17 protein-coding genes and 1 pseudogene are annotated in these 21713 nt (G+C 39.2%); 9 read left to right on the forward strand and 9 right to left on the reverse strand.

Going from position 1 to position 21713, the window contains the following annotated elements; all coding sequences use genetic code 11:
• Positions 1–13: 13 nt before the first annotated feature.
• Together BMZ72_RS09670 and BMZ72_RS36510 are read right to left on the reverse strand one after the other, a co-directional pair.
• On the reverse strand, positions 14–2461 hold the full coding sequence (locus BMZ72_RS09670) for a hypothetical protein (protein WP_089807687.1): 2448 nt from the start codon (positions 2459–2461) through the stop codon (positions 14–16).
• A gap of 265 nt (positions 2462–2726) precedes the next feature.
• Entirely contained in the window at positions 2727–6482 is a 3756-nt protein-coding gene (locus tag BMZ72_RS36510) for an SEC-C metal-binding domain-containing protein (protein ID WP_089807688.1), read from the reverse strand.
• Between the two features lie 291 nt (positions 6483–6773).
• On the opposite strand from BMZ72_RS36510, the gene BMZ72_RS09680 reads away from it, so the two are divergent.
• Positions 6774–7298, forward strand: coding sequence for a hypothetical protein (locus BMZ72_RS09680; protein ID WP_089807690.1), 525 nt, complete (start codon positions 6774–6776; stop codon positions 7296–7298).
• 86 nt (positions 7299–7384) lie between these two features.
• Positions 7385–7717 (forward strand): SH3 domain-containing protein, encoded by a 333-nt coding sequence (locus BMZ72_RS09685; RefSeq protein ID WP_089807692.1) that lies wholly within the window; start codon positions 7385–7387, stop codon positions 7715–7717.
• Positions 7718–7950: 233 nt separating this feature from the next.
• Here BMZ72_RS09685 and BMZ72_RS09690 read toward each other — a convergent pair whose 3' ends face one another.
• The gene (locus BMZ72_RS09690) at positions 7951–8424 is read right to left on the reverse strand and encodes a hypothetical protein (RefSeq protein ID WP_089807694.1); all 474 of its coding nucleotides are present in this window, start codon (positions 8422–8424) and stop codon (positions 7951–7953) included.
• A gap of 169 nt (positions 8425–8593) precedes the next feature.
• A complete protein-coding gene (locus BMZ72_RS09695) occupies positions 8594–9826 on the reverse strand; it encodes a hypothetical protein (protein ID WP_089807696.1) in 1233 nt (410 codons plus the stop codon).
• A gap of 841 nt (positions 9827–10667) precedes the next feature.
• On the opposite strand from BMZ72_RS09695, the gene BMZ72_RS09705 reads away from it, so the two are divergent.
• The gene (locus BMZ72_RS09705) at positions 10668–11330 is read left to right on the forward strand and encodes a hypothetical protein (RefSeq protein ID WP_089807700.1); all 663 of its coding nucleotides are present in this window, start codon (positions 10668–10670) and stop codon (positions 11328–11330) included.
• 84 nt (positions 11331–11414) lie between these two features.
• Complete coding sequence (locus BMZ72_RS09710; RefSeq protein WP_143087655.1) at positions 11415–11717, forward strand: hypothetical protein; 303 nt, start codon at positions 11415–11417, stop codon at positions 11715–11717.
• A 598-nt stretch (positions 11718–12315) separates the two neighbouring features.
• Here BMZ72_RS09710 and BMZ72_RS09715 read toward each other — a convergent pair.
• The 4 genes and pseudogenes from BMZ72_RS09715 to BMZ72_RS09735 all read right to left on the reverse strand — a co-directional run bounded on the left by BMZ72_RS09715 (position 12316) and on the right by BMZ72_RS09735 (position 15391).
• Positions 12316–13308, reverse strand: a complete 993-nt coding sequence (locus BMZ72_RS09715; protein ID WP_089807704.1) for a hypothetical protein — start codon at positions 13306–13308, stop codon at positions 12316–12318.
• A gap of 483 nt (positions 13309–13791) precedes the next feature.
• The gene (locus BMZ72_RS09720) at positions 13792–14085 is read right to left on the reverse strand and encodes a hypothetical protein (RefSeq protein ID WP_089807706.1); all 294 of its coding nucleotides are present in this window, start codon (positions 14083–14085) and stop codon (positions 13792–13794) included.
• A gap of 463 nt (positions 14086–14548) precedes the next feature.
• A pseudogene (locus BMZ72_RS37175) lies at positions 14549–14785 on the reverse strand (integrase); the annotation flags it as partial.
• Between the two features lie 126 nt (positions 14786–14911).
• The gene (locus BMZ72_RS09735) at positions 14912–15391 is read right to left on the reverse strand and encodes a winged helix-turn-helix transcriptional regulator (RefSeq protein ID WP_255373159.1); all 480 of its coding nucleotides are present in this window, start codon (positions 15389–15391) and stop codon (positions 14912–14914) included.
• Positions 15392–15424: 33 nt separating this feature from the next.
• Here BMZ72_RS09735 and BMZ72_RS09740 point away from each other — a divergent pair, with 33 nt between their 5' ends.
• From BMZ72_RS09740 to BMZ72_RS09750, 3 genes are all read left to right on the forward strand, one after another.
• A complete protein-coding gene (locus BMZ72_RS09740) occupies positions 15425–16219 on the forward strand; it encodes an SDR family oxidoreductase (RefSeq protein ID WP_089807712.1) in 795 nt (264 codons plus the stop codon).
• Between the two features lie 19 nt (positions 16220–16238).
• Positions 16239–16562 (forward strand): nuclear transport factor 2 family protein, encoded by a 324-nt coding sequence (locus BMZ72_RS09745; RefSeq protein ID WP_089807714.1) that lies wholly within the window; start codon positions 16239–16241, stop codon positions 16560–16562.
• 545 nt (positions 16563–17107) lie between these two features.
• Positions 17108–17818, forward strand: a complete 711-nt coding sequence (locus BMZ72_RS09750) for a hypothetical protein (RefSeq protein WP_143087657.1) — start codon at positions 17108–17110, stop codon at positions 17816–17818.
• A 209-nt stretch (positions 17819–18027) separates the two neighbouring features.
• On the opposite strand, the gene BMZ72_RS09755 is transcribed toward BMZ72_RS09750, so the two are convergent.
• Complete coding sequence (locus BMZ72_RS09755; protein WP_089809760.1) at positions 18028–19095, reverse strand: WD40/YVTN/BNR-like repeat-containing protein; 1068 nt, start codon at positions 19093–19095, stop codon at positions 18028–18030.
• 146 nt (positions 19096–19241) lie between these two features.
• Between BMZ72_RS09755 and BMZ72_RS09760 the strand changes: the two genes are divergently transcribed.
• Positions 19242–20099, forward strand: coding sequence for a helix-turn-helix domain-containing protein (locus tag BMZ72_RS09760; RefSeq protein WP_089807718.1), 858 nt, complete (start codon positions 19242–19244; stop codon positions 20097–20099).
• A gap of 534 nt (positions 20100–20633) precedes the next feature.
• Positions 20634–21623 carry a hypothetical protein gene (locus BMZ72_RS09765; RefSeq protein WP_089807720.1) on the forward strand — a complete coding sequence of 330 codons (990 nt, stop codon included), beginning with the start codon at positions 20634–20636 and terminating at the stop codon, positions 21621–21623.
• Positions 21624–21713 lie beyond the last annotated feature (90 nt).

The following is a 21713-nucleotide window of genomic DNA, read 5'->3' on the forward strand; positions in this document are numbered from 1 at the left end:
TTTCATGAAATCATTACTTGAGGGAAGAATCCTTAGCTTTGATATGTGCAGAAACAGATTCCACAATGGCTCCTATATTCTGGCGCCGCGCACATTCCAATGTTCTATGATATCTATCGAGATCCCACCAATTCATGATCTTTAAATATCTCCGGACCGATAACTCACACAAAGCGCCCAAATAGTCATTATAGGATTGGCTGCTGTGCATTTGCTTCTCATACTCATCAAGCGCCGCCATCGCATCTTTTGCCAGTAATTCATTAGCAGTAAGGATCAGTACCGGATTTCTGGGTCTTTGATCCCGGCCTGTTTGAAAGTGTTTCACCAATCCACTGATCAAAGCAATTTCTTCGGGAGACAACTCATTGTTTAAGGTAACAAACACAAGTATCGCACCTGGAAATTCATCCCCTAGACTTTTCATCCGCGCAATATCAATCTCTTTAAATGGCACATAGGTTTTACACTCGAAGAAAACAAGGTCCGGCTTTTTGTAATGGTTATACTTGTTTTGTACTAAAAGACAAAGATCAACTTCTGCCGGATTTTCCTGGTGCTTTCCCTTTTTAATTAGTTCAAAGCCATATAATGCTGTCACTTTATCTTCATCGACAATTTCGTTTATAAAGAGGCGCAATGCCGCAAAAACAGCCATTACCCCTTGCGCTTTATTTTTACGCGCAAATGGCCCAATGCCTCTATATGCAAAATGGATATCCTTTGGTGTGCCGGTTGGAAGCATGAATTCATTCCTGCACATAGGACAAGTAAGCTTATTGTGAAAATGCTCAGGAAGATAAAATCCCTCTTGTTCGCAGATCTTACAATTAATAACGGTTCCGAACTCTATTATTTTGTATTCCAGTAACCTTTTAATAAAGCCGTCTATATATTTACCATCGCCTAATTGTTTATGTATTTCACCGGCAAGGGTGCTGTGTTTAACTTGTACCCCTCCTTCAAAAAATTCAACAATTTTTAACCGCTCTTTTTGTGAGAAGAAATAACTGCCATAGCGACCTCCAATGTTTTTATACACTTCTTTTGCTAATTTGCTATTAACCGTTTCCTTTAAGTGATAACCTTTCGAGTCAAAATAATAAGTAAAAAAGTCAATTGCCTTTACCGGAACAAACTCAACATCTTTATCTATTTTCCTGGCATATACGTGTTTGTGATAAATACCAGCGGATACCCTCCAATGAGGTAAAGACATGATTTCTGTAGTAAGCGACCTGAATTTTTTAACTGGTAGGTCTGTGATTAATCCTGCATATTCAGAATAGTTATCAAATAAGTGGACATCAGCAGATAGTTTGAAAGATGATCTGTCATTGCCGTTTCCGTGTATTTCAAATGGTAATTCTTGCGGCGCTAGAAAGACACTGCCATCAACAGTATCATATTGGTCGTAATGAGAAACGGAAACAAGCGAGGCGCTTTTGATACCATCAGCGGCTGACAATTCATATTTCTCCCAGAACCGGGGAAACCAATCTTGAAAGCCGAAAAGGGCAGCCTTCTGTAATTCAGGTTTACTTTTAAAAAAGCCTTCTTTGATTTTACTAATTTCTTCAGATGTGCATGTATAGCCGTTTAAGCTTTGAACACTTATAATATCCGATTTACGCTTGTCATTGATTTCCTCCTCATAAAGCTCTGTCAAAAACGTATAATGCAATTCATTATTGGGGCTATCAACCGGCATTGGTTTAACGATCCAGCCAGCAGCTCGCAGATTCCAGAAATTCATTAAATCTTGTAGCCGTTTCGACTGAAAAAAATAAACGATCCGCCTGCCAGGGAGCCATTGTTTTTTTATACCTTTTAACATGTACATATTTAGAAGAAGCGGGTCAGGAGCTCTCTGCTCTCTGTAGGCTACAATGTTGTCCCAGGTTACGGCAGGTTTAATGAGGGAACTGCACTGGGTAAATGTTGCACAAAGATGGTCTTCAATGTTTGAAGGCAGGCTACACAGCCAGGTTTTAAAGAACAAATTGTCCTTTTCTATTTCAGGAATTGCGAACTTGGTTTTATCATTTCGCACAAACTTAAACTCTTTATCAGCAAGGTGATCCCCAATATGCGTAATGTTTATTCCAAAATGGTCGAGTGATATTTTTGACTGGTTCACATATTCAGTAAAGGATACTATAGGCCTGTCCTTTGCATATTTTTCCACCATAGATTTATCCAACGTGCCATCATACACAACTATATCTACATCGTAGTTATCAATGCAATTTTCGTAAAATTCAAGCGTAGGTATGTTAATTTCAAACTCTTTTCTGTATTCCGCAGATAGTTCCTCATAAAATGGCAGGATCGGGGAAAATAGCCCTCCCCAATAGCTAAATCCAATTTCAATGGCCTCTTTAAAACTTTCTTCGGATTCGGGTACAATATAAATCCCCATTCTTATCGGGGATACGTTTTGGTTAATGCCAACTTTCATTAAAAAAGGGTTATACAGATAAATGTATCGAATTTTTCCTTCTATTTAGCACTTTTGCTCCCGATGGACGTCCTGGGACTATATTTTGCCCGGCTTCTCACCGTTAATGGCTTGGTAACATCCTAAAGGTTTAAACCGGGGGCCTTTTCATTTTACTTGGCCAAGTAGAGGTGGTAACTGCCATTGCCGGCCAGCATGATTGAAGGCGTCCTCGCACTACATCGAAGTAGTAATAAAGCTTTAATGAATAGTTGTGCTTGAAATATTACTTTGGCAACGAAGCAACTCCGTCCTTACGTAATGTTGTAAAGGAAATTATAGGAAGTTGTACCCTTTCTCCTGCAAGATGTGTAATCGACATTTCATCAGAAGTAACAATAACAGACACAATTTTGTATTTAGACGGCTCTTTTACAAATCTTGCCATGGCCTCAGGTTGAGCCTTGAGCCAGACGTCCCGCTCCGCATGTTTCTTTATTTTAGCTTTTTTATCGTTTCCATTCCTGCCCAGGTAAAGATCCAGCTCTACTTTCATTTCATGAATATTCCTGGCTCCCGCACCGTTTTTACACTCAATAGAATAAATAATAAAATGTTCATGGTCTATAACCATAACATCAATATCGCCATAATCTTTCTCTGTGTTGATATGCCCATCTGGTTCCATTTTAACCTCATACTCTATCACTTCAAAAATGGTATTAGCTTTAAACCAGTCTTTTACCTCATTCCGGAAAGGCCTACCCTTACCGGAGAGGATACTGCCGATCCACGTATCCATTTTTTCAGATGTTGTTTCTGGCAGTTTACCAGTATATAATAAATACAGAAGGTTGTCAAAGAACATATCCAGATGACGGTAACCGTAGTAATAGATGGTTTCCCCGTCTTCTGTCACTTTAGCTAGTGGTCTTCTGAGATAGGACAATTGTCTGGAATAGCGCCATGGAAATATATCTTGTGAAGTATAGCCAGCAGGAGGCGTGCCTAATGATGTTCTTGAAAGCATAGTCATCAGGTTTATTCCACTTAGAATTGTATCCTTTGATAATGACTGATATTCTTTTTGTATAAGTGCTATAAGTTCATCTTCTCTAAGGCGGGTACAGGGTGTAATGTCATTAAATCCCTTTTTTAATAAAACACCTGTTATCTCTGATAAATTGGTAAAAGAAATACCAAACTGTTCCCAAAATGCCTCGTCAAGCGCGGCATCTACTCCATCTTTGGCTGTTGGGCTTTTTTCCAGGGACTGAAAACGGCTGGCAAAATTTTCAACATATTTGAAAACATCAGCTTCTACTTTTGCAGCGCTGTAGGAAGTAAGGTTTTGCCTTTCCCATGTTTTGTCTGATCCAATCCTGCCTGATGGCAACAGGCCCATTTCCGGATCGGTAATACCAAAACGCATTGCTTCGCTTAATGCTCCCCATGTTGTTAACTGATTAGTAAGGGCCAGTAATTCATCTATATCATCCATATTAGGCCATTTAGTGCCCGATGGTACAGCACTTGCAACAAACTCTATTAAAGTCCGTAAAGCATGCGATTTAGTAACCAGGTTCTCCTCTTTGCTTTTTAGTGTTTCCACCTCCTGCTTTAAGTTGCTGAAACAGGCAATTTTTGCCGGAATCACAATATGTTGCATCTCACGTATCTGAATAGCTTTTTCATTGTCGCGTATTAGCCATTCCAGCAACTGTTTCCCATTAAACTTTTTAAGGTTTTCTGTAAGCTTTGCTAGTAAAGCAGTAACAATACTATCACAAAGCTTTATTTTTTCTTTAACATCAATGATCTTTTCGGGAACGGTATATCCTGAGGGCAACCAGTTAACCAGGTTATCAAGAACGTAAGAAATGTCAGTTTCCTGTAAATATCTCAAGGGAGGAAGGCCACGAGTGTCCATTTTTACATTAGAACTTACATCGCTAAACAGTACCATCTTAGCATAAGAAGGTTGCAATGTCCTATCTACTATATCATATGCCATTTCCTTAGTCAGTGATATAGTTTTACCAGATTCATGAACATACTGGATAATACCTTCCAGGACGGTATTCATCAACAGTTTGTCAGCGCGGTTGTCGGCCAACCTTACCAGATACATAAAATCAAATGGTATCTTTACCTTGATCCGGGGAGGGGCTATTTCTAGTGTTAGACTAATCTGATCCGTGTCTGTTTCTTTTAAGGTAAAGGTTTCAGCCTCTATAAGTTCCGGATCTACTACCAGCTCAATTTCAAATGCAATGTAGTTCAGTACATTGAAATGAACTGCCAGTTTATCTCTCATTTGGAACAACCAAAATGCCACTGCTTCGCAAAGATCATGAGCCCACGGCAGCTTTTTAGAATCTGTTGCCTGGTAGTTTGTTACCCAAATAGGCATCTTAAACGTCTCAATCACCAGGCGATGGTCCTGGTGAATTTGTTTCATTTTATAAATTGGAGCATATTGATTGTGCCTGTAAACTTTTATATAGCCAGGCTTGCCATTGATAAAAAACCTCGCCGCATGCTCATCTCTTTTTTTCTGGGAATGTCTTATATAATTATTTGAACTGCCCGGCAGCATAAACATCAATGTACCCGCGGGCATTTTTTTAGCAGAATCCAACAAACTCCCGTTATTGCGTTCGTATATTGCGTAAGCATCAAGAATACCTCCCGCAGCTATTATATTGGTTGCTTTATTGGTACGGTGATAGGTTTTGGCAAATTTCCAGAGCGTTAGAACATCCGTACTTTCAGTATAACTTATGGCTATCAGCTCATTAAACGCAAGTGAAAGAGTTTGATGCCAACCTGAAAGTACAGGGTAACTACCCATATAATTTGTTCCTGTTTCTGCCTGAATAAATAAGGATAGCACTTCAAAAGGCTGGTCTTCATTTAACTGCTCAAGGAATTCAACCACTTGTTGAGTCCTCTTTGTCAGGTCAATGGCATTACCTTCTGCGGTATGCATAAAGCACAGGTAACCCAATTTATTATTATCTATCTGCAATACCGTTTCCGTAATCGGCAGCTTGTCTGCATCTGGAGGTAGTACAATATTCGTTGCCACCCATCCCATATGCCAAAGGGCTATACTGGCCTGTTTAAACTGGTGCTGGTAGTGGTGGTCGACCAGTTCATCATTACACCCAAACTCCTTCGCCTTTCTTTTAATATAATCTATCAGGCTGCTTACTACGGTAGTAGGCATGTAAAGAAAATAGTCATCCTCAAATACGGCAAGCGGTTTAAAAATAACCAGATTCTTTTCAGGATTCTCTTCCTTCAACCTTGGATCTCCAACCTGCACTATAAAATCTTGTAATACAACAGGGTCAAAACCATACCTATTGCAAAGGCCTTTAATCGAATCTTCAGAAAACTTGAGATGCATGGAGTATTTAGCTAAATTATCCCTATCTGGTATTTCGATATCCTCTCCCATTTCCACCTGAATATACCTTTCATGACCCATTTTGCTGGCAACAGCATCGCTCATTAACAACAGCAAATTAACTGCGCCATGAACCTTTTTCTTGAACTGTTCAGGATATTTATTATCATCTATGAAAATGCATTCAAGTAATTGATTGAGTATATCCGTACCACTCTGCGCAATACCTGGATAAACCACATAATTACCTTCCGAAAATACGGCACACTCTGTAAAGGAGTTGGAAGGTTCATCAAGTATGGATGCATCACCTGCTTCCTTTATCAGCTTTGTAGAAACAGGGTATAATGCAAAAGGAGCAACATCCTTCTTCTTTCTCGCTATCAAGGCTGCCCTGGCCAATTCTTCAAACACCTCATTATAGCCATGATTGTCAGGGATCAACTGTAAAACGCCGATTTGCCTTACGATAGGCCCGGCACTAAACTGATCCACCATCTCCTGAAAATTTTCAGGCTCTTTTTTATAACTAGCCATAATACCATTAGTATCCTGATCCATATGGCACTTTTTATATTTCTTTCCACTCCCGCAAGGACAAGGGTCATTTCTTCCCAACTTATTCATTTGTTTCGGTTTTTAAGAATGCCTAACTTATAAGAGCCTGCACAGTCATATTTAGGTCACAAAAAAATCGTATAGCAAATATACAAAGTTGCATTTGTCGGTTTCTTGTAACATTCCAATTTAAACAATTCCGATCTCCTATATGCCCAGGTTTCTAGGCGAAGCGGCTAGCGTATACTCACTAAAATACAAACTAGTTTGTATTGTTGCTCACGATTGATATAAGGACCTTTATGTATTGATATAAGCTACTCATCAGGTTACACCTATAAACCGCAAAATCGAAATTCTATGGTGGCAATCAACATATTATTGGCAATTTTTGGCTTAACTGCAACTCTGGCAGCATTTGGAGGGGATACTTGGATAGAAGGAGAAGCACCATTAATAAAACGAATAACGGAAAGAGTATGGGTTTTGCTGTTTTGTTTATTGGCTGCATTCGTCCTTGGTATCACCAAGGAGATCGACAACTACCAGGAGCAAAAAGAATCGAAATCAGAAAACAAAAAGTTGCTAACTCAACTAACAACTTTGCGGGATTCGATTGCAGCAACAGTAAATGATGCAACATCCCAAATAATAGGCAGTAATTGCGAGGGCCTGGAAGCAGCATTTAGGTTAGCAGCCAATATACCAAGGGAATGCGATGATTGTGTATTAAACTTAGACGGACGTGAATCGACATCAATTCCCGGAAGAAAAACTGATCTCATGGAACTTTACTGGGGCGATGAGTTTGAATTCACTTTTATCGATGGGAGTAAATATACCGGACAACCAGAAGATCTGGCTTCCATAAAATTCAAAAGTTAAACAATCAATTGTATCCTTTGCATTGGGAAGACGGAGACTACTTCCATCACGGTTCTGTTAGAATCTATAGCAACACCCCAAATCCTATGACGGGTTACATAATTAATCCGTTAGGTCTGTCTGGTATAACAATAAAAATATTTGTACGCTCAACGGATGCAAGCAGAGGGCAAGAGGATTTCAGAAGAATAGTATTTAATGGTCAATGTGCTGAACTCGCCAGAACCTTATACAGAGTCATAAATGCCGATGGCATAAGACTAAGAGCAGCGGCAAATGAAAGTGCCCCAATTAGATCTACGCTGGTAAAATGTTCATTTGTAAAAACAATGCAAATCAACAACGAATGGGCAGAGGTGATCACACCTGAAAATAGACAAGGATGGATTAAAAGAAACTATTTAGCCATCATAGAATGATTACTTCACAATAGGGTCTTCTATTAATGTAATCTTTTCATTATCAATACTATTTGGTTAGAAAACGCTTTGCTACTGGGCATTTGTAAAATTTGATAATCAATAGATTATCAAATTTTTTTCATTTATGCTTGTCATTATCTCGTCGCCCAGGATCCGGATCAAGACCAAAAGTTGTGGAGCAGTTGTTGGAATCAAACTGATACTTAATATTACATATTACCTGTAGTGTGTCAGGGCAATCCTTCCCATTTTTTCCGAACAGCAAGACCACTATAACTTCGTATGTCTTCTTTGCGAAATATTTCGAAACTAATTTTCGGCATCATGTATCCACTTACGTAGTTTTCTTCAAGATATGTAGGATTATTAATCACAAATTCCTTGTAGTCTGGTACGGCAACACGCTTCTCCTGTACTCTGCCTTCTATGTATTCTAAAATATCGAAGTCTTCGTCATCATAGTCTGGTTCGGGTTCAACATATTTCAAGACAAGCATTTTAGGCTTAAATTTGCCTTGATGCGGGGGATACCCGATGACATCAATAGTCGCATAATAAAGATGGTATAGTGGAGTGTCAAACCCACCTTCTTTCAAAATGTCGGTTGCCCAATGAATAAAGAACTTTACGAACTCGTCGTCTGCATAGAAGTGATTCTTTATTTTTTCTGTCGACAAGATGTGATTGATGCTATATTCAATCATGACGTTTTAGTATATGTTAATATTGCAGGTTATTTCAAATATATGTAAGTCCACTGTAAATAAATTATTAATTCAATTAAGTTTCTAAAAGTACATTAATTGAATTATTCTAAACTTACCATGTATTTCCAAAAAAAGGGCTGTTTACACTCTTGATTTTATATAACTACTACCACCGTTTTTTAGAGTGTGCTTCAGGCGTATATTCGATGCCAAAATCTTTGTGTTCCTGATTAACGAAATAGTCGTGGTTAAATGAATAAATTTCTATGCGATCATCCAGTATAACATGAAGCTGATTTTCGTAATTGTTTGAACGTGGATAAACACGCCATCGAGTAATCGGACCTGTAATCGTTAGTATCTCTCCGTTGCTGAGCATAATCACCAGAGCGTTTTCGCACTCTATGATTGTCCCAAAATAAGCCGCCCCGCCACCAATTACCCTTCCCTTCCAGGGTTTTAAGTGCACGCTGTCTAACTGGCGCCAAAACGGTCCATTGTTGGCGGTACCGTTATCAAATTTCACAATCTCAAATCCAAAATCTGTCGCTCGGTAGATCTTATCCTGTACGCCCCAACTTAAATATTGGTCATTCACTCTCTGTCCAAAAAGTTCTTCCTCTGGAATAGTACCGTCAAACCTACGCTTGGCGCGTCGTTTGGAGGAGAAGTTGTCGTCATGGAGATTCCACTTAAATACAGCTAAATAGGAACTGTCAATAAGTGATGTATTGTAAATACTTAAATAGGAATAGTTTGCAAATGATGAATGGCGCCCACTTATCTTGTATATAGGTGTAAGACTGTCTGCACGCCGAAGACTATCAAAGCTGATTTCTTCGACATTATTAAGCTCGTATAGACCCTCTTCTCCGGCAGATAGCGCTATTTGAGGATATTTATTGGCTTTAATAGATAACAATCTGCAATCCCATAGTTTCCTAGGACGGGAGCTAACTGGATTATTCGATTTGCTAGGGCGATTAACTGTTGCTGAATGCAGTCCGGCCTCGTTAATATAGTAAAGCGTGTTGTTGTAAATTTCAGTGTCAACAGGAATCACTCTATCAGGCGTATCCTGCTCTTTGATTAAAAACCGGGAAGCCTGTTCTTCGCTCAAACTGTAAGCCCCATCAATCACCGAAAACTTTTCCTTAAGTAGCTCTCTGAAATTTAGATCTTTAAACAGCTTATTTAAATGGTAGTCATAAATATAATTGCTTTCTAAAAAGAAGTAAGACATCGCAATCATATTTGCCGGGTCATCGACAAACGATTCAACCAATTCGTTCCATTTATAAACGAGTATTGATCCATCTAACGTCCAGAGGTATAATATTCCACGATAAATCTGGCAATCAATGTAATCCCCCGATATCGTAATTTTTACAGGTTGCATGGTATTCCTCTTCTTAACTTGTTTAAAGTAGATTTACCGATATATCCTAAGCCTCTCCAAATCGTTAGAACATTCGTGTGTGGTATATCGTGCTTTTTATGAAGATAGTCAGCAGGATAGCCATGCCAAACGTCACTACTCGATCCTACGAATTTGGCAATTTTAAGTTCCTCACGTAGATTATTATACCCAAGTACATTTATTTGGCTACCGATGACGTGCAAACCCCAGTAATGGGTCGGCGCAAACCAGTTGGATACCCGCGAATTCAAAAAGCATCTCACTTCTTCGTCATAACTGATGGTCCAGATCGACTTTATAGGATGTCCTACCATTCGATGCTGAGCTGAAATTAGATACTTGCTTTGAGTGTCCGGGGTGAGATCAATTTCTGTATTTACCTGAAATGGCATTTAATGGTGAATTACGTACAATAAATATTGATAAGTTACCTTGTCACAAATCATCATATATATATCTATGGCATTTGCAATATAACATAATTTGTCATAAATCGGTTTAAGCCGCCTGCCTTAACGCCGCAAACATAAAGTAACGAAATACTTATAGGACTTTCCATGCAGTGGCTTTGCCTGATTCATATTAATCAGTATATTGAATTTATAATGGATTGTATGAGGCCAAAGCTGGCTTTTGCCCTGTACTGCATTAACTAAATTCATAATACAATGTTATCTCCAAAGCAATTTATGAAGGCCCGCCGGCCCGAGAATTTTTCGGATTCCACTCTTGTAGGAAAGAGCTCACTTAATAGGTCTATACTGGAATACAAACTGGATACAATAACCAGTAACAGTCTTGAAAGTGAATTTCAAACATTTTGCCTCAAACCGGCCCGACCGGTGGAGGGGATAGCAAAGCCGATTCGGAAACCTACCCTGTATCCGAATTTACCTCATTGAATTATTGGGAAGGTCTGGGGGATGAAGCAGGCTCGAAATGGGCTATTGCGATCAGTTCGAAGCAAGACTGGCGTAGCAAAGTAAAGAGCGATGTCGATGGTATTGTAGGTACAAACCGGGGTTACTCCAAAATAATTTTTATCACGAATCAATTTGTACGAGATAAAGTTCGTGCCGAGGTAGAGGATAAACTTACCAAGGAATTTGGCCTACCAATCGTCATTCATGATAGAACTTGGATTTTAGATAGGGTCTTTACGAATAACAGAGAAAATATTGCGATAGAGGAATTGAAGCTTGGTGAAGGCTTGGAAGAAACTTTAAACCTAGGACCAAATGACGCGGAGCGCTCTATGCAACTGTCTCTGTTAAATAAAGAAATTGAGGACGCATTAAGCCATGCTATCATTACTATAACAATTGTGTCTAAAGCATTATCTGCCGCGTTAGTTGCCAGGGGTATGGAAAAGACCAGGTATGAAATAGAAGGGCTATTTGGTCGGGCAGTCCGAATTGCAGAGAAATTGTCATCGCCAGAACTCCTTTTTTCAGTTAAGTATCATTTAACATGGACAACTTAGTTTTGGTTCGAAGATTATAAAACTTTTATTGAACTCTATGATTCGCTTAAAAAGATAGCAGCAGTATCAGAAAATATTTCAACGTTGCAACGATTCCACAATCTGAACATGCTTTTGATGGTAGGTAAGAGCCAATACCGTGTTCCGGAACATTATGTTGAACAAAAGATGGATTCGTTGAAAGAATGGCTGACCGACTTTTCACAAGATGAGACAAATCCATCAGCTGCCGCTCAAGCTAAAATGTTACTATCAATAGACAGCCTATTTAGCAATTCTGCTGATGGGAAGGAATTTACCGATGACATCACCGCCATTAGTAATGTTTTTAAAGAATCAACGCACTTAATTGGATTTCCAAATGCGGAGGTAGTCACTATGATATAAGAAAATTTAGATATTTTCGGTGAGCATCCAGAATATGAAGATCTTATCAATATAATAGTTGAAATTGACACGCAAAGGAAAGGCGATTTGGCAGCCGCTGACAGACTATACAATTTTGGTCTAAACCAATTAGAGAAAGGAAGAAATATAAAAGCGATTCACTATTTAGGTCGTAGTCTTATAAAATTGTTTAAGGAAGAGCGGAAAAACGAACTGGTAAGAGCCTTATACTTCATCAGGAGTGCCTACGAATCAATTGGATTATTATGGGCCGCGAGAGGGTTATCATACTTTATGTACTGCAACTTATTAAATGGTCACCTCTAAAACGAAGGCTTTTTTCTTTACACATGCCTTATCGGTCGTAGATTGATTTCTCGTCATTGATTGACTAACGAGATGGAGCAAACACTCCTTCTCTTTTATTTAGTATTTGAAATAGCCGAAGCAATGTTGCAAATAGGAGCGGTGGATACCAAAGAAGCCTATTCAAGAGAAATGATGCCAGTATCTGTATTTTTACTTAGGCAGGCCATCGAGGTATACGGCAAGCGTACGGTAGGCTACTTCTCCATAATAAACAAAAGTGACACGCTGACTATACAGGCAGTTGGTCCGGATGGAGATTATAGCAGAGAGTACTCATACTCTCCATCTTCTGAACGATTGTTGTTAAGTGATTGAGTAAATCGGGATAGTGGATAGTCATTTCTTGACTAAATGTTTGCGAAGGGTTTTTATAATCACCATCCATTATCCGATCTGCGATTTCCAACGCTTTTAGAGTACATGTTTTGGGATCTAACTTAATTCCAGAAATTGATTTAATAATTGTATCTATAAGAATATTAGTTACCCACATTAACCGAACATATGGATGAGGATGTTCCTTATCCATAAAGTAGACACTTGGATGTTGACCAGCGACTTTCATGAAGAAAATGAATGTAGACGCCAATGCCACACTGCACAGTGTGCTTAATTCCGTTTCATCAATTGCTAGAAGACCATTTTGATCACATGCAGCTGACATAATATTCCTAGCAAGTTCGGAGGCAGCTAGGAAATCTGCGTCCAATTCGAGCGCATGGCTTTCTAAAATATTGTCGACATTGCCGCTATTATATTCGCGGTAATTTATTTCGGCGTTTTTCCCTTTTTGCACAAGATGGCCGTATTCGTGGTAGATAACAAACATTTGCCATAATTGAAAAAAAGTATACCAATACGGGTTTCCGAATTGGGCTAAAGCCTGATGTACATCACTAAACTCAGCACTATTCAATAGGTCTTCTTGTTGTCTATAATAATCATAGATCAATTCTATCATGCCATGAGTAAATGCAATTCTTTTAAAACCAGGCTTTGACACGGCAAAGGCATTAACATCATCATCGGAGCGAAAATAAATGAAGCAAGGAGGAAATCCTTGAGCAAGCGCCTGTTTTTGCAGCCAAAAATCAGCACTCTCAAAAAAATCATCATAAGCATCTACACGATGGTCATAGCTATAGTCATATGGCTTTTCTCCCTGATCAAGTATTCTAGCTTTTTGTATCCGCTCGATATTGTCTATGTAAGCTTGTCTCATATGTATTTAGATATATAAAAAAGATAGCTTATTTAGATAGTACACGCCAATGAAATGCGATCGAAATATATGATTTACTTCTTTCGCGGCTAAGAAGTTCAAAACATATAGTCCCAAAAGCCTACCCCAATAGAACATAACTAATAGACTGTAGTTACTCTAACAGATAATTCCTTTTTTAGTTTACTGATGATCAAGACGAGTTGGTTCGAGAATCTACCCCTACTGGGCACAAAAGCGGAAAGGTCGGAGATGTCTCCGACCTTTTGCTTTTTGAGGTGGTCAAGATCCTTTCTGGTCCTGCTTATCACTTTATAGGTTCGATTCCTTACGCGGAGATATCGGAGCGTAATGCTGAAACTATAGCGTTTATAATAAAAGCCACTAACCACAGCCTAAATTTGGAATTGGCTGATGTTTGCTGATCATGCTCAACTTGCATAAAAAACAATGTTAGCGGTAGTTGTTATTCTCACAGTTCGCCTATTTTTTGTCTATTATGCTTTGTTCTATTTTGTTGCTAAAGTCGTCCCAATATCCTTTGCAAATGTCACCAAACTCGGCAAGGGTAAGTTGGCAATTGCCTTGGTCAAATATCTTTATAGTCTTGCAATTTAATAAAAGTGTCCCACCACAATAGTCAAAGTCTGTGTTGTGTTGGTTGCAAGTAATTTTGACAAATTCGTTTTCAATGTCAGCAGATAATATTTCTAAACTTGCTTTGAAAATGTCTTCAATCTCCGTCAATAAAATTTGCGGAAGTGTAATTGGGTTCATCCAAGGATGAAATTCAATTTTGTCGATCTGTCCACATTCAATGTAAAACGTTCGTAGGATTTATCTATTCGCTCAGCCAAATATTCGCAGTCAACTTCAAGTGTCAGTAAATTCTTGTCACCTGTCCACGTTGAAGTAGTCCCATCATGCAGAATTGAGAAAATATCTCTAATGTCGTCCAATGTGTTTGAAAGGTCGGTCATAAATTACCGCTAACGTTATATTTCCGCTATTATACGCTACTTTTAGCGGGAAACAATACTTGCAATTTATAATTTTGAGCTGTTTAACCCAAAAAACGCGATTATCACCGGGTAGCGCAGGTACAACTTGGGTTAGTTTTAAATCGTCCAGTGGACTTTTTATTTTTAGTAAGTCTTTATTACTCATATGTAAATAGCGAAGCGTAGTTTTCAGATCATTATGCCCCAGTAACCTTTGTATCATCGTCACATCGGTACCTTTATTTATTAAATGGGGTAGCAAAACTATGGCGTAGGCTGTGAATACTTCCAGGCTTAATGGTCGCGGCTTTGCTTTGGGCTGCTTGAAGTACTTCCTGAAAATTACGGGTACTGTAAGGCATTCCTTTTATATTACCTTCAAAAAGGTACTCTGTTTTATAGGGTTTATATTCCAGGGCATATTCCCTCAGCATTACAAGTAACACCGGACTTAATGATACAACCCCCTCTTTTTTCCCTTTGCCTGGCGAATAACTATGGTCATCCGCTGTAACGTTATCTTAACAAATATCTAAAGTCTATGGACAATTACAAATAATACTTTAAAACTTCATTTACGCCGCTCGGATTAAAGCATTTTCTTAAATAACATTTCCCACCTCTTCCGATGCCCCTGCATTGTGCTGCAAAATGACCCTGCGTAGCCGCTCCTCATGTTCGTCGCCCCAAAGACCAATGGATTGAATCAAAGGAATGAGTGTTTTCCCAAATTCCGTAAGACTGTATTCTACTTTTGGAGGCAAAACCGGAAAGATCTTTTTAGTGACCAATTCGTGATCTTCAAGTTCCTTCAGTTGCACATTCAACACCCGTCTGGTGACATCCGGAATTTTCCGCTGAAGTTCACTTGGCCGTAAGTTGCCTATATGTATGAACCAAAGAATACGGATCTTCCATTTTCCATACAATACTTCACCAACCAGGTCAAGTCCACAATTGAGCGTCGGAGTAGTCTTTTTAATGTACATAACTACAAATATACCAAACACCCCATGAACGGTCAATACGGATAAATTTGTCCGTATCTGATTCGTAAGTCCGTAATTGTTTGCTTCTCTCATACTATCGAGATTTGCGCTACAAACAAAAAACACATGGAACAGCAATTCAACTACAGCAATGAATTATCCGGTAAGATAGCCTTAGTAACAGGTGGAACCAAGGGGGCTGGTAGAGCAATCGCAGAACGCTTAAAGGCTGCTGGTGCAACAGTAGTCATTACCGCGAGGAACAAACCTGAACAGTCAGATGCAGACCTTTATTTCGTTCCCGCTGACCTAAGCAAGGCAGAAGAGACGCAAAAAGTAATCAGCGAAGTGCTGTCAACCTATGGCAGGCTGGATATCCTGGTAAACAACCTTGGTGGTTCATCAACACCCGCCGGTGGTTTTTCAGCATTGAATGATGAGGATTGGATATCAACCTTACAAGCAAATTTACTTGCTCCTGTCAGGCTTGACAGGGGGTTTTTACCGCAAATGATCGATCGGGGAAGTGGTGTAATTATACACATCGCTTCCATCCAGGGCAAATTGCCGCTATATGACTCTACCTTGCCGTACGCAGCTTCAAAAGCAGGATTAATCAATTACAGTAAAAGTTTATCAAATGAAGTTACGCCTAAAGGTGTCCGCGTGCTAACTGTTTCACCGGGATGGATAAATACAACAGCAACCATAGCGTGGTTGGGCGAGATTGCAAGAAATGCCAATAGTACTGTCGAAGAAGCTCAGCAAGGTGTCATGGATGCATTGGGTGGAATACCCTACGGCAGGCCCGCCGAACCGGAAGAAATCGCAGAATTGGTTGGCTTTTTAGTTTCACCAAGAGCTAAATACCTAACAGGAACAAATTTTGTCATTGACGGAGGAACAATACCAACGATCTAAAAACATAAATCACATCATCATGGAATTACCAAAAGTAGTAGGGCGTTTTATAGAGACACAAAACAATTATGATAGCAAGGCTTATACCGACTGCTTCACTGTAACGGCCGTTGTGCATGACGAAGGCAGAATTCATAATGGTAAGGAAGAAATTCGCCAATGGATCGAACATGCAAATGAGATTTATCAATCTTCAATGGAGCCTCTAAATTATGAGCAGTCCGGATCAAAAGGAGTGCTGACATCAAAAGTGTCTGGCACTTTCCCAGGAAGTCCAATAGTATTAAGGTTCCATTTGGAATTTAGGAACGAACTCATAGAATCTTTAAAGGTCACCGGGTAATTGACATATCATCAAGTTGCGCTTATATGCATTACTGAAACCGCCGGTAAATACCGCGGTTTTCTAATATAGAATCACGAAAACTAAGAAGGTTTTATCCAAGTTGAGAAAAAGTCCTCTTAATATATTAGCCTGATGAACATATACGGCCTACATTCCCAACTTTCAGGTTAACAGAATGTTAAAAGCGAACATCTATTCCGACAATTGACCTCATGACGCATGTAAAAAATCAATTCAACTTGCTTAAAATCAACATCAATTGGTTCGAGAATGATTCGCTACCGGGCACTTAAAAAAAAGAGACCCGCTCTAAGAGCGGGTCTCTTTTTGAATCATATCTCCTTCTTATTGTAACTACCTCTTATTCAGCCTATAAACTGGTTCGATTCCTGAAATGCCTTTTATAACGCAGCAGGTGATGGTTCGTAAACACATTCAGCATGCCATAGGAACGAAGCTTCCGGGTATATATGGTAATGAGCTGATGAAAATCCCTATCCCTTAAAAAGTATACCTAAATACGATACTCTTAAATAACAAAAATGAATATTCGACTGTTTGCATGTTTATTAGCCTGTATGGCGATCTTTTCCTGTTCCAAGGATGATACAACAACCAATCCACCTGCAGAGGAAGTTACACACCTGTTTACAAGAATAGACGCGGGCAGCGAGGCTGGGACTGATGCTATTTATTTATTCAGCTACGACTCTCTGGGGCGAATAAAAAGTATGGTTGACAGTATCCCCCAGGTTGTTATGAAAGCCGCATATGGTAGTAACAGTAAGCTAAGTACGCTGACTTACGACTACCCAAGTGGCGCCTCCATTACCGTTACCTTCAAATACAATGCGGATAGTCTGCTTACAGAGATCGATGCAAAGCAATGGATTGGTAATCAATACACATTTGAATATCAGAACGGGGTATTGGTAAGATGTAACTGGTATACAGCAGGCAACGATTACTCCTTATGGCGGTATTATACTTATGAAATGGAAAATGGAAATATCGTAAAGATGGTCACCCACTATGCTAACGGTGATTTAGACGGGACTACAACTTATACTTACACGGATGCTCCTAACCGCTTCAACCCATTGGGTATAATCGTCATGTTCAAAGGGCCAAGCCTATACTTTCTGCATTCTTTTGAGACGCTGTTCAACAAAAATATGATCGCTACTTTTCAGTCAGGAACGCATATCTCCACTTGTGAGTATGTATACAATACGCAAAATCAACTGACCTGATTCAGAGAAGTATGGACTTCGTCAAATTCAGATTACCTCTATGAAAGGACGCCAAAAGTGTTCTCTTACAAATAGAAAAATTTCCGGAAAAACTCCTTTTAAGTAAAATGGCCTCTGGTTCAATAACCTGAGGCCATTTTAATTTAAATTCATTTTCCTTTTTGAAGCCCCCGGGCAGACATGAAATCCATGAATATTAATCTGAGTTTTCAACATCCCCCTTTGCTGGGTATTGCATAGACCACGTTGCCTGAAACAAACAAATTGAAGGCCTTATCTCCTACAGAAGGAAGTACTAATTTCCATGTCTTCCCCTTGTCTGATGATCTGAAAATGCCGTCAGGATAAGTACAAAAGAGGTTTTCACCAACCTGGATAATTGAACTCATGGAGGCTTGCAGACGAGGGCGATCATTCCAGGTCCGCCATATTGAATCAGCAAGAGCTTTGTCCTGAAGGGCTCCATCAATAGGCTGCCAGGTTTTACCGCCGTCGTACGATGTACTTAGCCCTCTGGTACTTGACGCTGAATTAGCAGTGATAGCAGCGAATCCTCCTTTGATCTGTTTTACGTCCCAAGCCACACCACTCCCACTGTTCACCACCTCCCAGCTTTCGCCATTATCGGTCGATCTTATTATTCTTCCCATACTGATCGCCAACAGTACGCCATTCGACTCTGCCAGATTGCCTACCAGGCTTCCGGCATGGACATGTTTCCAGGTTACTCCATTGTCAGTAGTTTTAAAAAAGCCCCTGTCGATGCCGACGAAGATTGCACCGCCGGCTGTCTCAAAAACGCTGCGTATTCGTGGCTCCTGAAAATTTTGGAATATCGGTGACCATACACTCGTTCCGTTTGTTGTTTTCAAGTTTATACCCCAGTAATTGTAGCCAAATATCCCGGACCTACCAGGGACAATGCTGCTATGTTGGTCAGATAGAATCTCTTTGGTCCAAAAAGGAGCTGTAGCATTTGGTGAACTGTGATAGAGCCCGCTTCCAACCTTTAAAAACAGCCCCTTATCATTTGCAAAGACGCTATTCCCCCGGATACCATCTTCCCGCAAATTTCCGGGCAATCCATTGCTGATATCCTGCCAGGTTTCTCCGCCATCTGTAGACTTAAAAACGATCTTTACAGTTCTGGTCGGATCTGTCTTTTTATTTAGGGGATTATCCGCGATAAGGGATAGCTGTGGAATTTTAGGCGCCAGATTACAGGAAAAAAGGAATTGAAAAAAGAGCAGGATAGCAAAATTATAGATGATCTTCATGACTGGAAATGATTTGGTGAAACAATAGTGCAAAGCTATCTGGCCGCAACTACCTGAAAGCTTTTTAGTAGTAAAAAGTTGTAAAAGATGGGTAAAACATTTGTAAAACCAGCTAAAACAGGGCGTTAAAGGTGTATTTTGCACGTATGAAGCCATTTATTCTATTCGGATCTTCCATCGTCATAGTTTTTATTTTAATCTCTGTTGTTGCCTCTATCAATAAAAAAGATGAAATTCCTCAGAAGCATTTAGAAGTTGTGTTACGTGATATAGGACATCAACTTTTGCTCTCGGCTAAAGATTCCTCGTCCCGCGTGCTGCCGGTTAAGCAATTAAATGAAAATACATACCAGATCTTCTTTCAAAAAGACTTTGGGTTTATTTCGGATACACTCATCAATGTCGTGCAACGAACATTTCAAAAAAACGCCCTGGCAAGCAATTATATAGTGAGTTTAAAGAATTGTAAACCAAAGGAAACTGTCTTTGCATTCGAAATAAATAGCCAGGCAGGCGACTTAAAACCCTGCCGGGGGCGTAAACTTGAGGTTGGTTGTTATGCTATTGAAATTGAATTTTTCAGGAAAACTACGTTTAATTACTTTTTGCTGTTACCGTTAGTTATTCCCTTTAGTGTTATCGGATTTTATGTGAAAACTAAGTTCCGGAAAGAAAAGGAGAAAGTATCAATCCCCGATAACAATGATTACCTGCAACTAGGAAACTTTAGATTCTACGCAGATAATAATATACTGAAAACTGAAGATAAAAGTATTACGCTTTCGGAAAAAGAAACAAAAGCACTAAAAATATTCGCAGAAAATATCAATCAGGTCGTAGAAAGGGAAAAACTGATAAAAGAGATCTGGGAAGACAACGGTCTGGTGGTCATCAGTAGAAATGTTGATGTATTGGTGTCAAAACTACGTAAGAAATTAACCGACGATCACTCCATTAAATTTATTAATGTACCCGGCAGGGGTTACAAATTTATTATTGAGTAACACCTCCATATCATCGCATCCCAACAGCTCTCAAGATCCTGGAAATCGTCAGTGGCTAAAAAAGCAATCACCGGAGCTTTAATAACAATAGTATCAAAAGATCCAGTTACAATAATTTATTATCAATAAAGACAGAATCCATCTATTTTGTGCAGATATATTCAAACCAGATGGAGGATATCCGCGCAGAATTACTTTTATTTAATGCCATCCAGCAAGGGGACGAGAAGGCTCTGGAACTCGTATTTTGAGCTATTATAAGCTTTTAAGTCGCGAATGGTGATCAGGCAGAAGTGGTAAAATTGTTTCCCTCTTCCAAAAGAATACTAAGGTCGAATTAATATCAACATAGTAATCAGACGTATGTAGTCAGGGAGCCTACTGGCACCTGACTAACGCCGGAGATATGATCTCCGGTGTTATTGTTTTATATGCCATAATAAGTCTAGCATATGGAAATTTATTTTTATATATTACCCCCTTTTACTATTTTGATCCCTGACCGTTCCCTTACCAAGATTAATACAATGAATAATGAGGAAGCCAAAATTCATCTCAGCAATTGTTCTTTTAGTGATCTATTGCTCCTGCACTACACCACCCGAAATAAAATATGATGCCGCTACTTTGAATTTAAAGGGGAACATTAGGCATGTAACTGAAAAAAAAGCAAATACCTATCAACGACTAGAGATTGATTTTAACGAGAACCGTGTCATTGCTATTAAAACAGAGGACCCGTTATCTGAGTTCACCTTTGAATATGATGAACAAAAGCTGAACAATATAAACTATCGCGGTACTCACATAAAACCGGAAGCGTTTCCAATGGCGGATAGACTATTACAACCGCTTTATGCCTATAACTCCGATTCGATAGTAAGGAATAAGTATCAGGACCCCATTCAGATAATCTCCAGTAATAAAGAAATATACAGGGTGGAGTATACTTATGATCAATTCAATAACTGGGTTGTCAGGGAAGTCTATCATGGCGATAACAGCTATGTGCTCGCACGATCAGAAAGGACAATCCTCTATGACAAAGAAGTAAAAAATGAAGAAATCGCCAACTGGAATAAGCGTATAGATTCAATCTACGAGCAATCTAAAATCAGAAGTGCGGTGGGGACATTAATTGACAGCACAATTGATAAAGATAAACAACGCCTGAAAGAAATAGCAACTTATACTAGAAAGTACTATAATGACGCCGTGTCAGCAGATACCAGTGTAAATGCATTGTTGGAAAAATTCAATAAAACCTATGGCCAGGATCGTCTCTCACCCGAGTTGAAGAAAATACAAAGGAAACTAAATATTGTCGTTCATCTTGCATTAAGGGAGAAATATCTCTACCAGGAAGTCAAGATGGTGATACCTTTATTGGCGAGCGGCAAGAAAACTGTAACAGATACAATAGCAATGGCGCCTTTTGAAAAAAGGTATACACTCACATACACATTTGAGCTGCTGTCCGACATAAAATCCAAAGAGGCGATGTATGTAAGTGAAGAGGATTAGGTCTTTGAAATAAATTTCACAGTAGTGCAAAATTCAACCAAAGATACTATGAAATTACTTTAAGGACACATCTATACTGATTAAGAAATT

This window comes from Chitinophaga sp. YR627 (assembly GCF_900114995.1).
In the GTDB taxonomy this organism is placed as follows: domain Bacteria; phylum Bacteroidota; class Bacteroidia; order Chitinophagales; family Chitinophagaceae; genus Chitinophaga.

What these genes read in the sequence shown, in the direction of transcription:
- BMZ72_RS09670 (WP_089807687.1), bottom strand. Translation starts at nt 2,461, where the DNA reads ATGAAAGTTGGCATTAACCAAAACGTATCCCCGATAAGAATGGGGATT.
- BMZ72_RS36510 (WP_089807688.1), bottom strand. Translation starts at nt 6,482, where the DNA reads ATGAATAAGTTGGGAAGAAATGACCCTTGTCCTTGCGGGAGTGGAAAG.
- BMZ72_RS09680 (WP_089807690.1), top strand. Translation starts at nt 6,774, where the DNA reads ATGGTGGCAATCAACATATTATTGGCAATTTTTGGCTTAACTGCAACT.
- BMZ72_RS09685 (WP_089807692.1), top strand. Translation starts at nt 7,385, where the DNA reads ATGACGGGTTACATAATTAATCCGTTAGGTCTGTCTGGTATAACAATA.
- BMZ72_RS09690 (WP_089807694.1), bottom strand. Translation starts at nt 8,424, where the DNA reads ATGATTGAATATAGCATCAATCACATCTTGTCGACAGAAAAAATAAAG.
- BMZ72_RS09695 (WP_089807696.1), bottom strand. Translation starts at nt 9,826, where the DNA reads ATGCAACCTGTAAAAATTACGATATCGGGGGATTACATTGATTGCCAG.
- BMZ72_RS09715 (WP_089807704.1), bottom strand. Translation starts at nt 13,308, where the DNA reads ATGAGACAAGCTTACATAGACAATATCGAGCGGATACAAAAAGCTAGA.
- BMZ72_RS09720 (WP_089807706.1), bottom strand. Translation starts at nt 14,085, where the DNA reads ATGAACCCAATTACACTTCCGCAAATTTTATTGACGGAGATTGAAGAC.
- BMZ72_RS09735 (WP_255373159.1), bottom strand. Translation starts at nt 15,391, where the DNA reads ATGAGAGAAGCAAACAATTACGGACTTACGAATCAGATACGGACAAAT.
- BMZ72_RS09740 (WP_089807712.1), top strand. Translation starts at nt 15,425, where the DNA reads ATGGAACAGCAATTCAACTACAGCAATGAATTATCCGGTAAGATAGCC.
- BMZ72_RS09745 (WP_089807714.1), top strand. Translation starts at nt 16,239, where the DNA reads ATGGAATTACCAAAAGTAGTAGGGCGTTTTATAGAGACACAAAACAAT.
- BMZ72_RS09750 (WP_143087657.1), top strand. Translation starts at nt 17,108, where the DNA reads ATGAATATTCGACTGTTTGCATGTTTATTAGCCTGTATGGCGATCTTT.
- BMZ72_RS09755 (WP_089809760.1), bottom strand. Translation starts at nt 19,095, where the DNA reads ATGAAGATCATCTATAATTTTGCTATCCTGCTCTTTTTTCAATTCCTT.
- BMZ72_RS09760 (WP_089807718.1), top strand. Translation starts at nt 19,242, where the DNA reads ATGAAGCCATTTATTCTATTCGGATCTTCCATCGTCATAGTTTTTATT.
- BMZ72_RS09765 (WP_089807720.1), top strand. Translation starts at nt 20,634, where the DNA reads ATGAGGAAGCCAAAATTCATCTCAGCAATTGTTCTTTTAGTGATCTAT.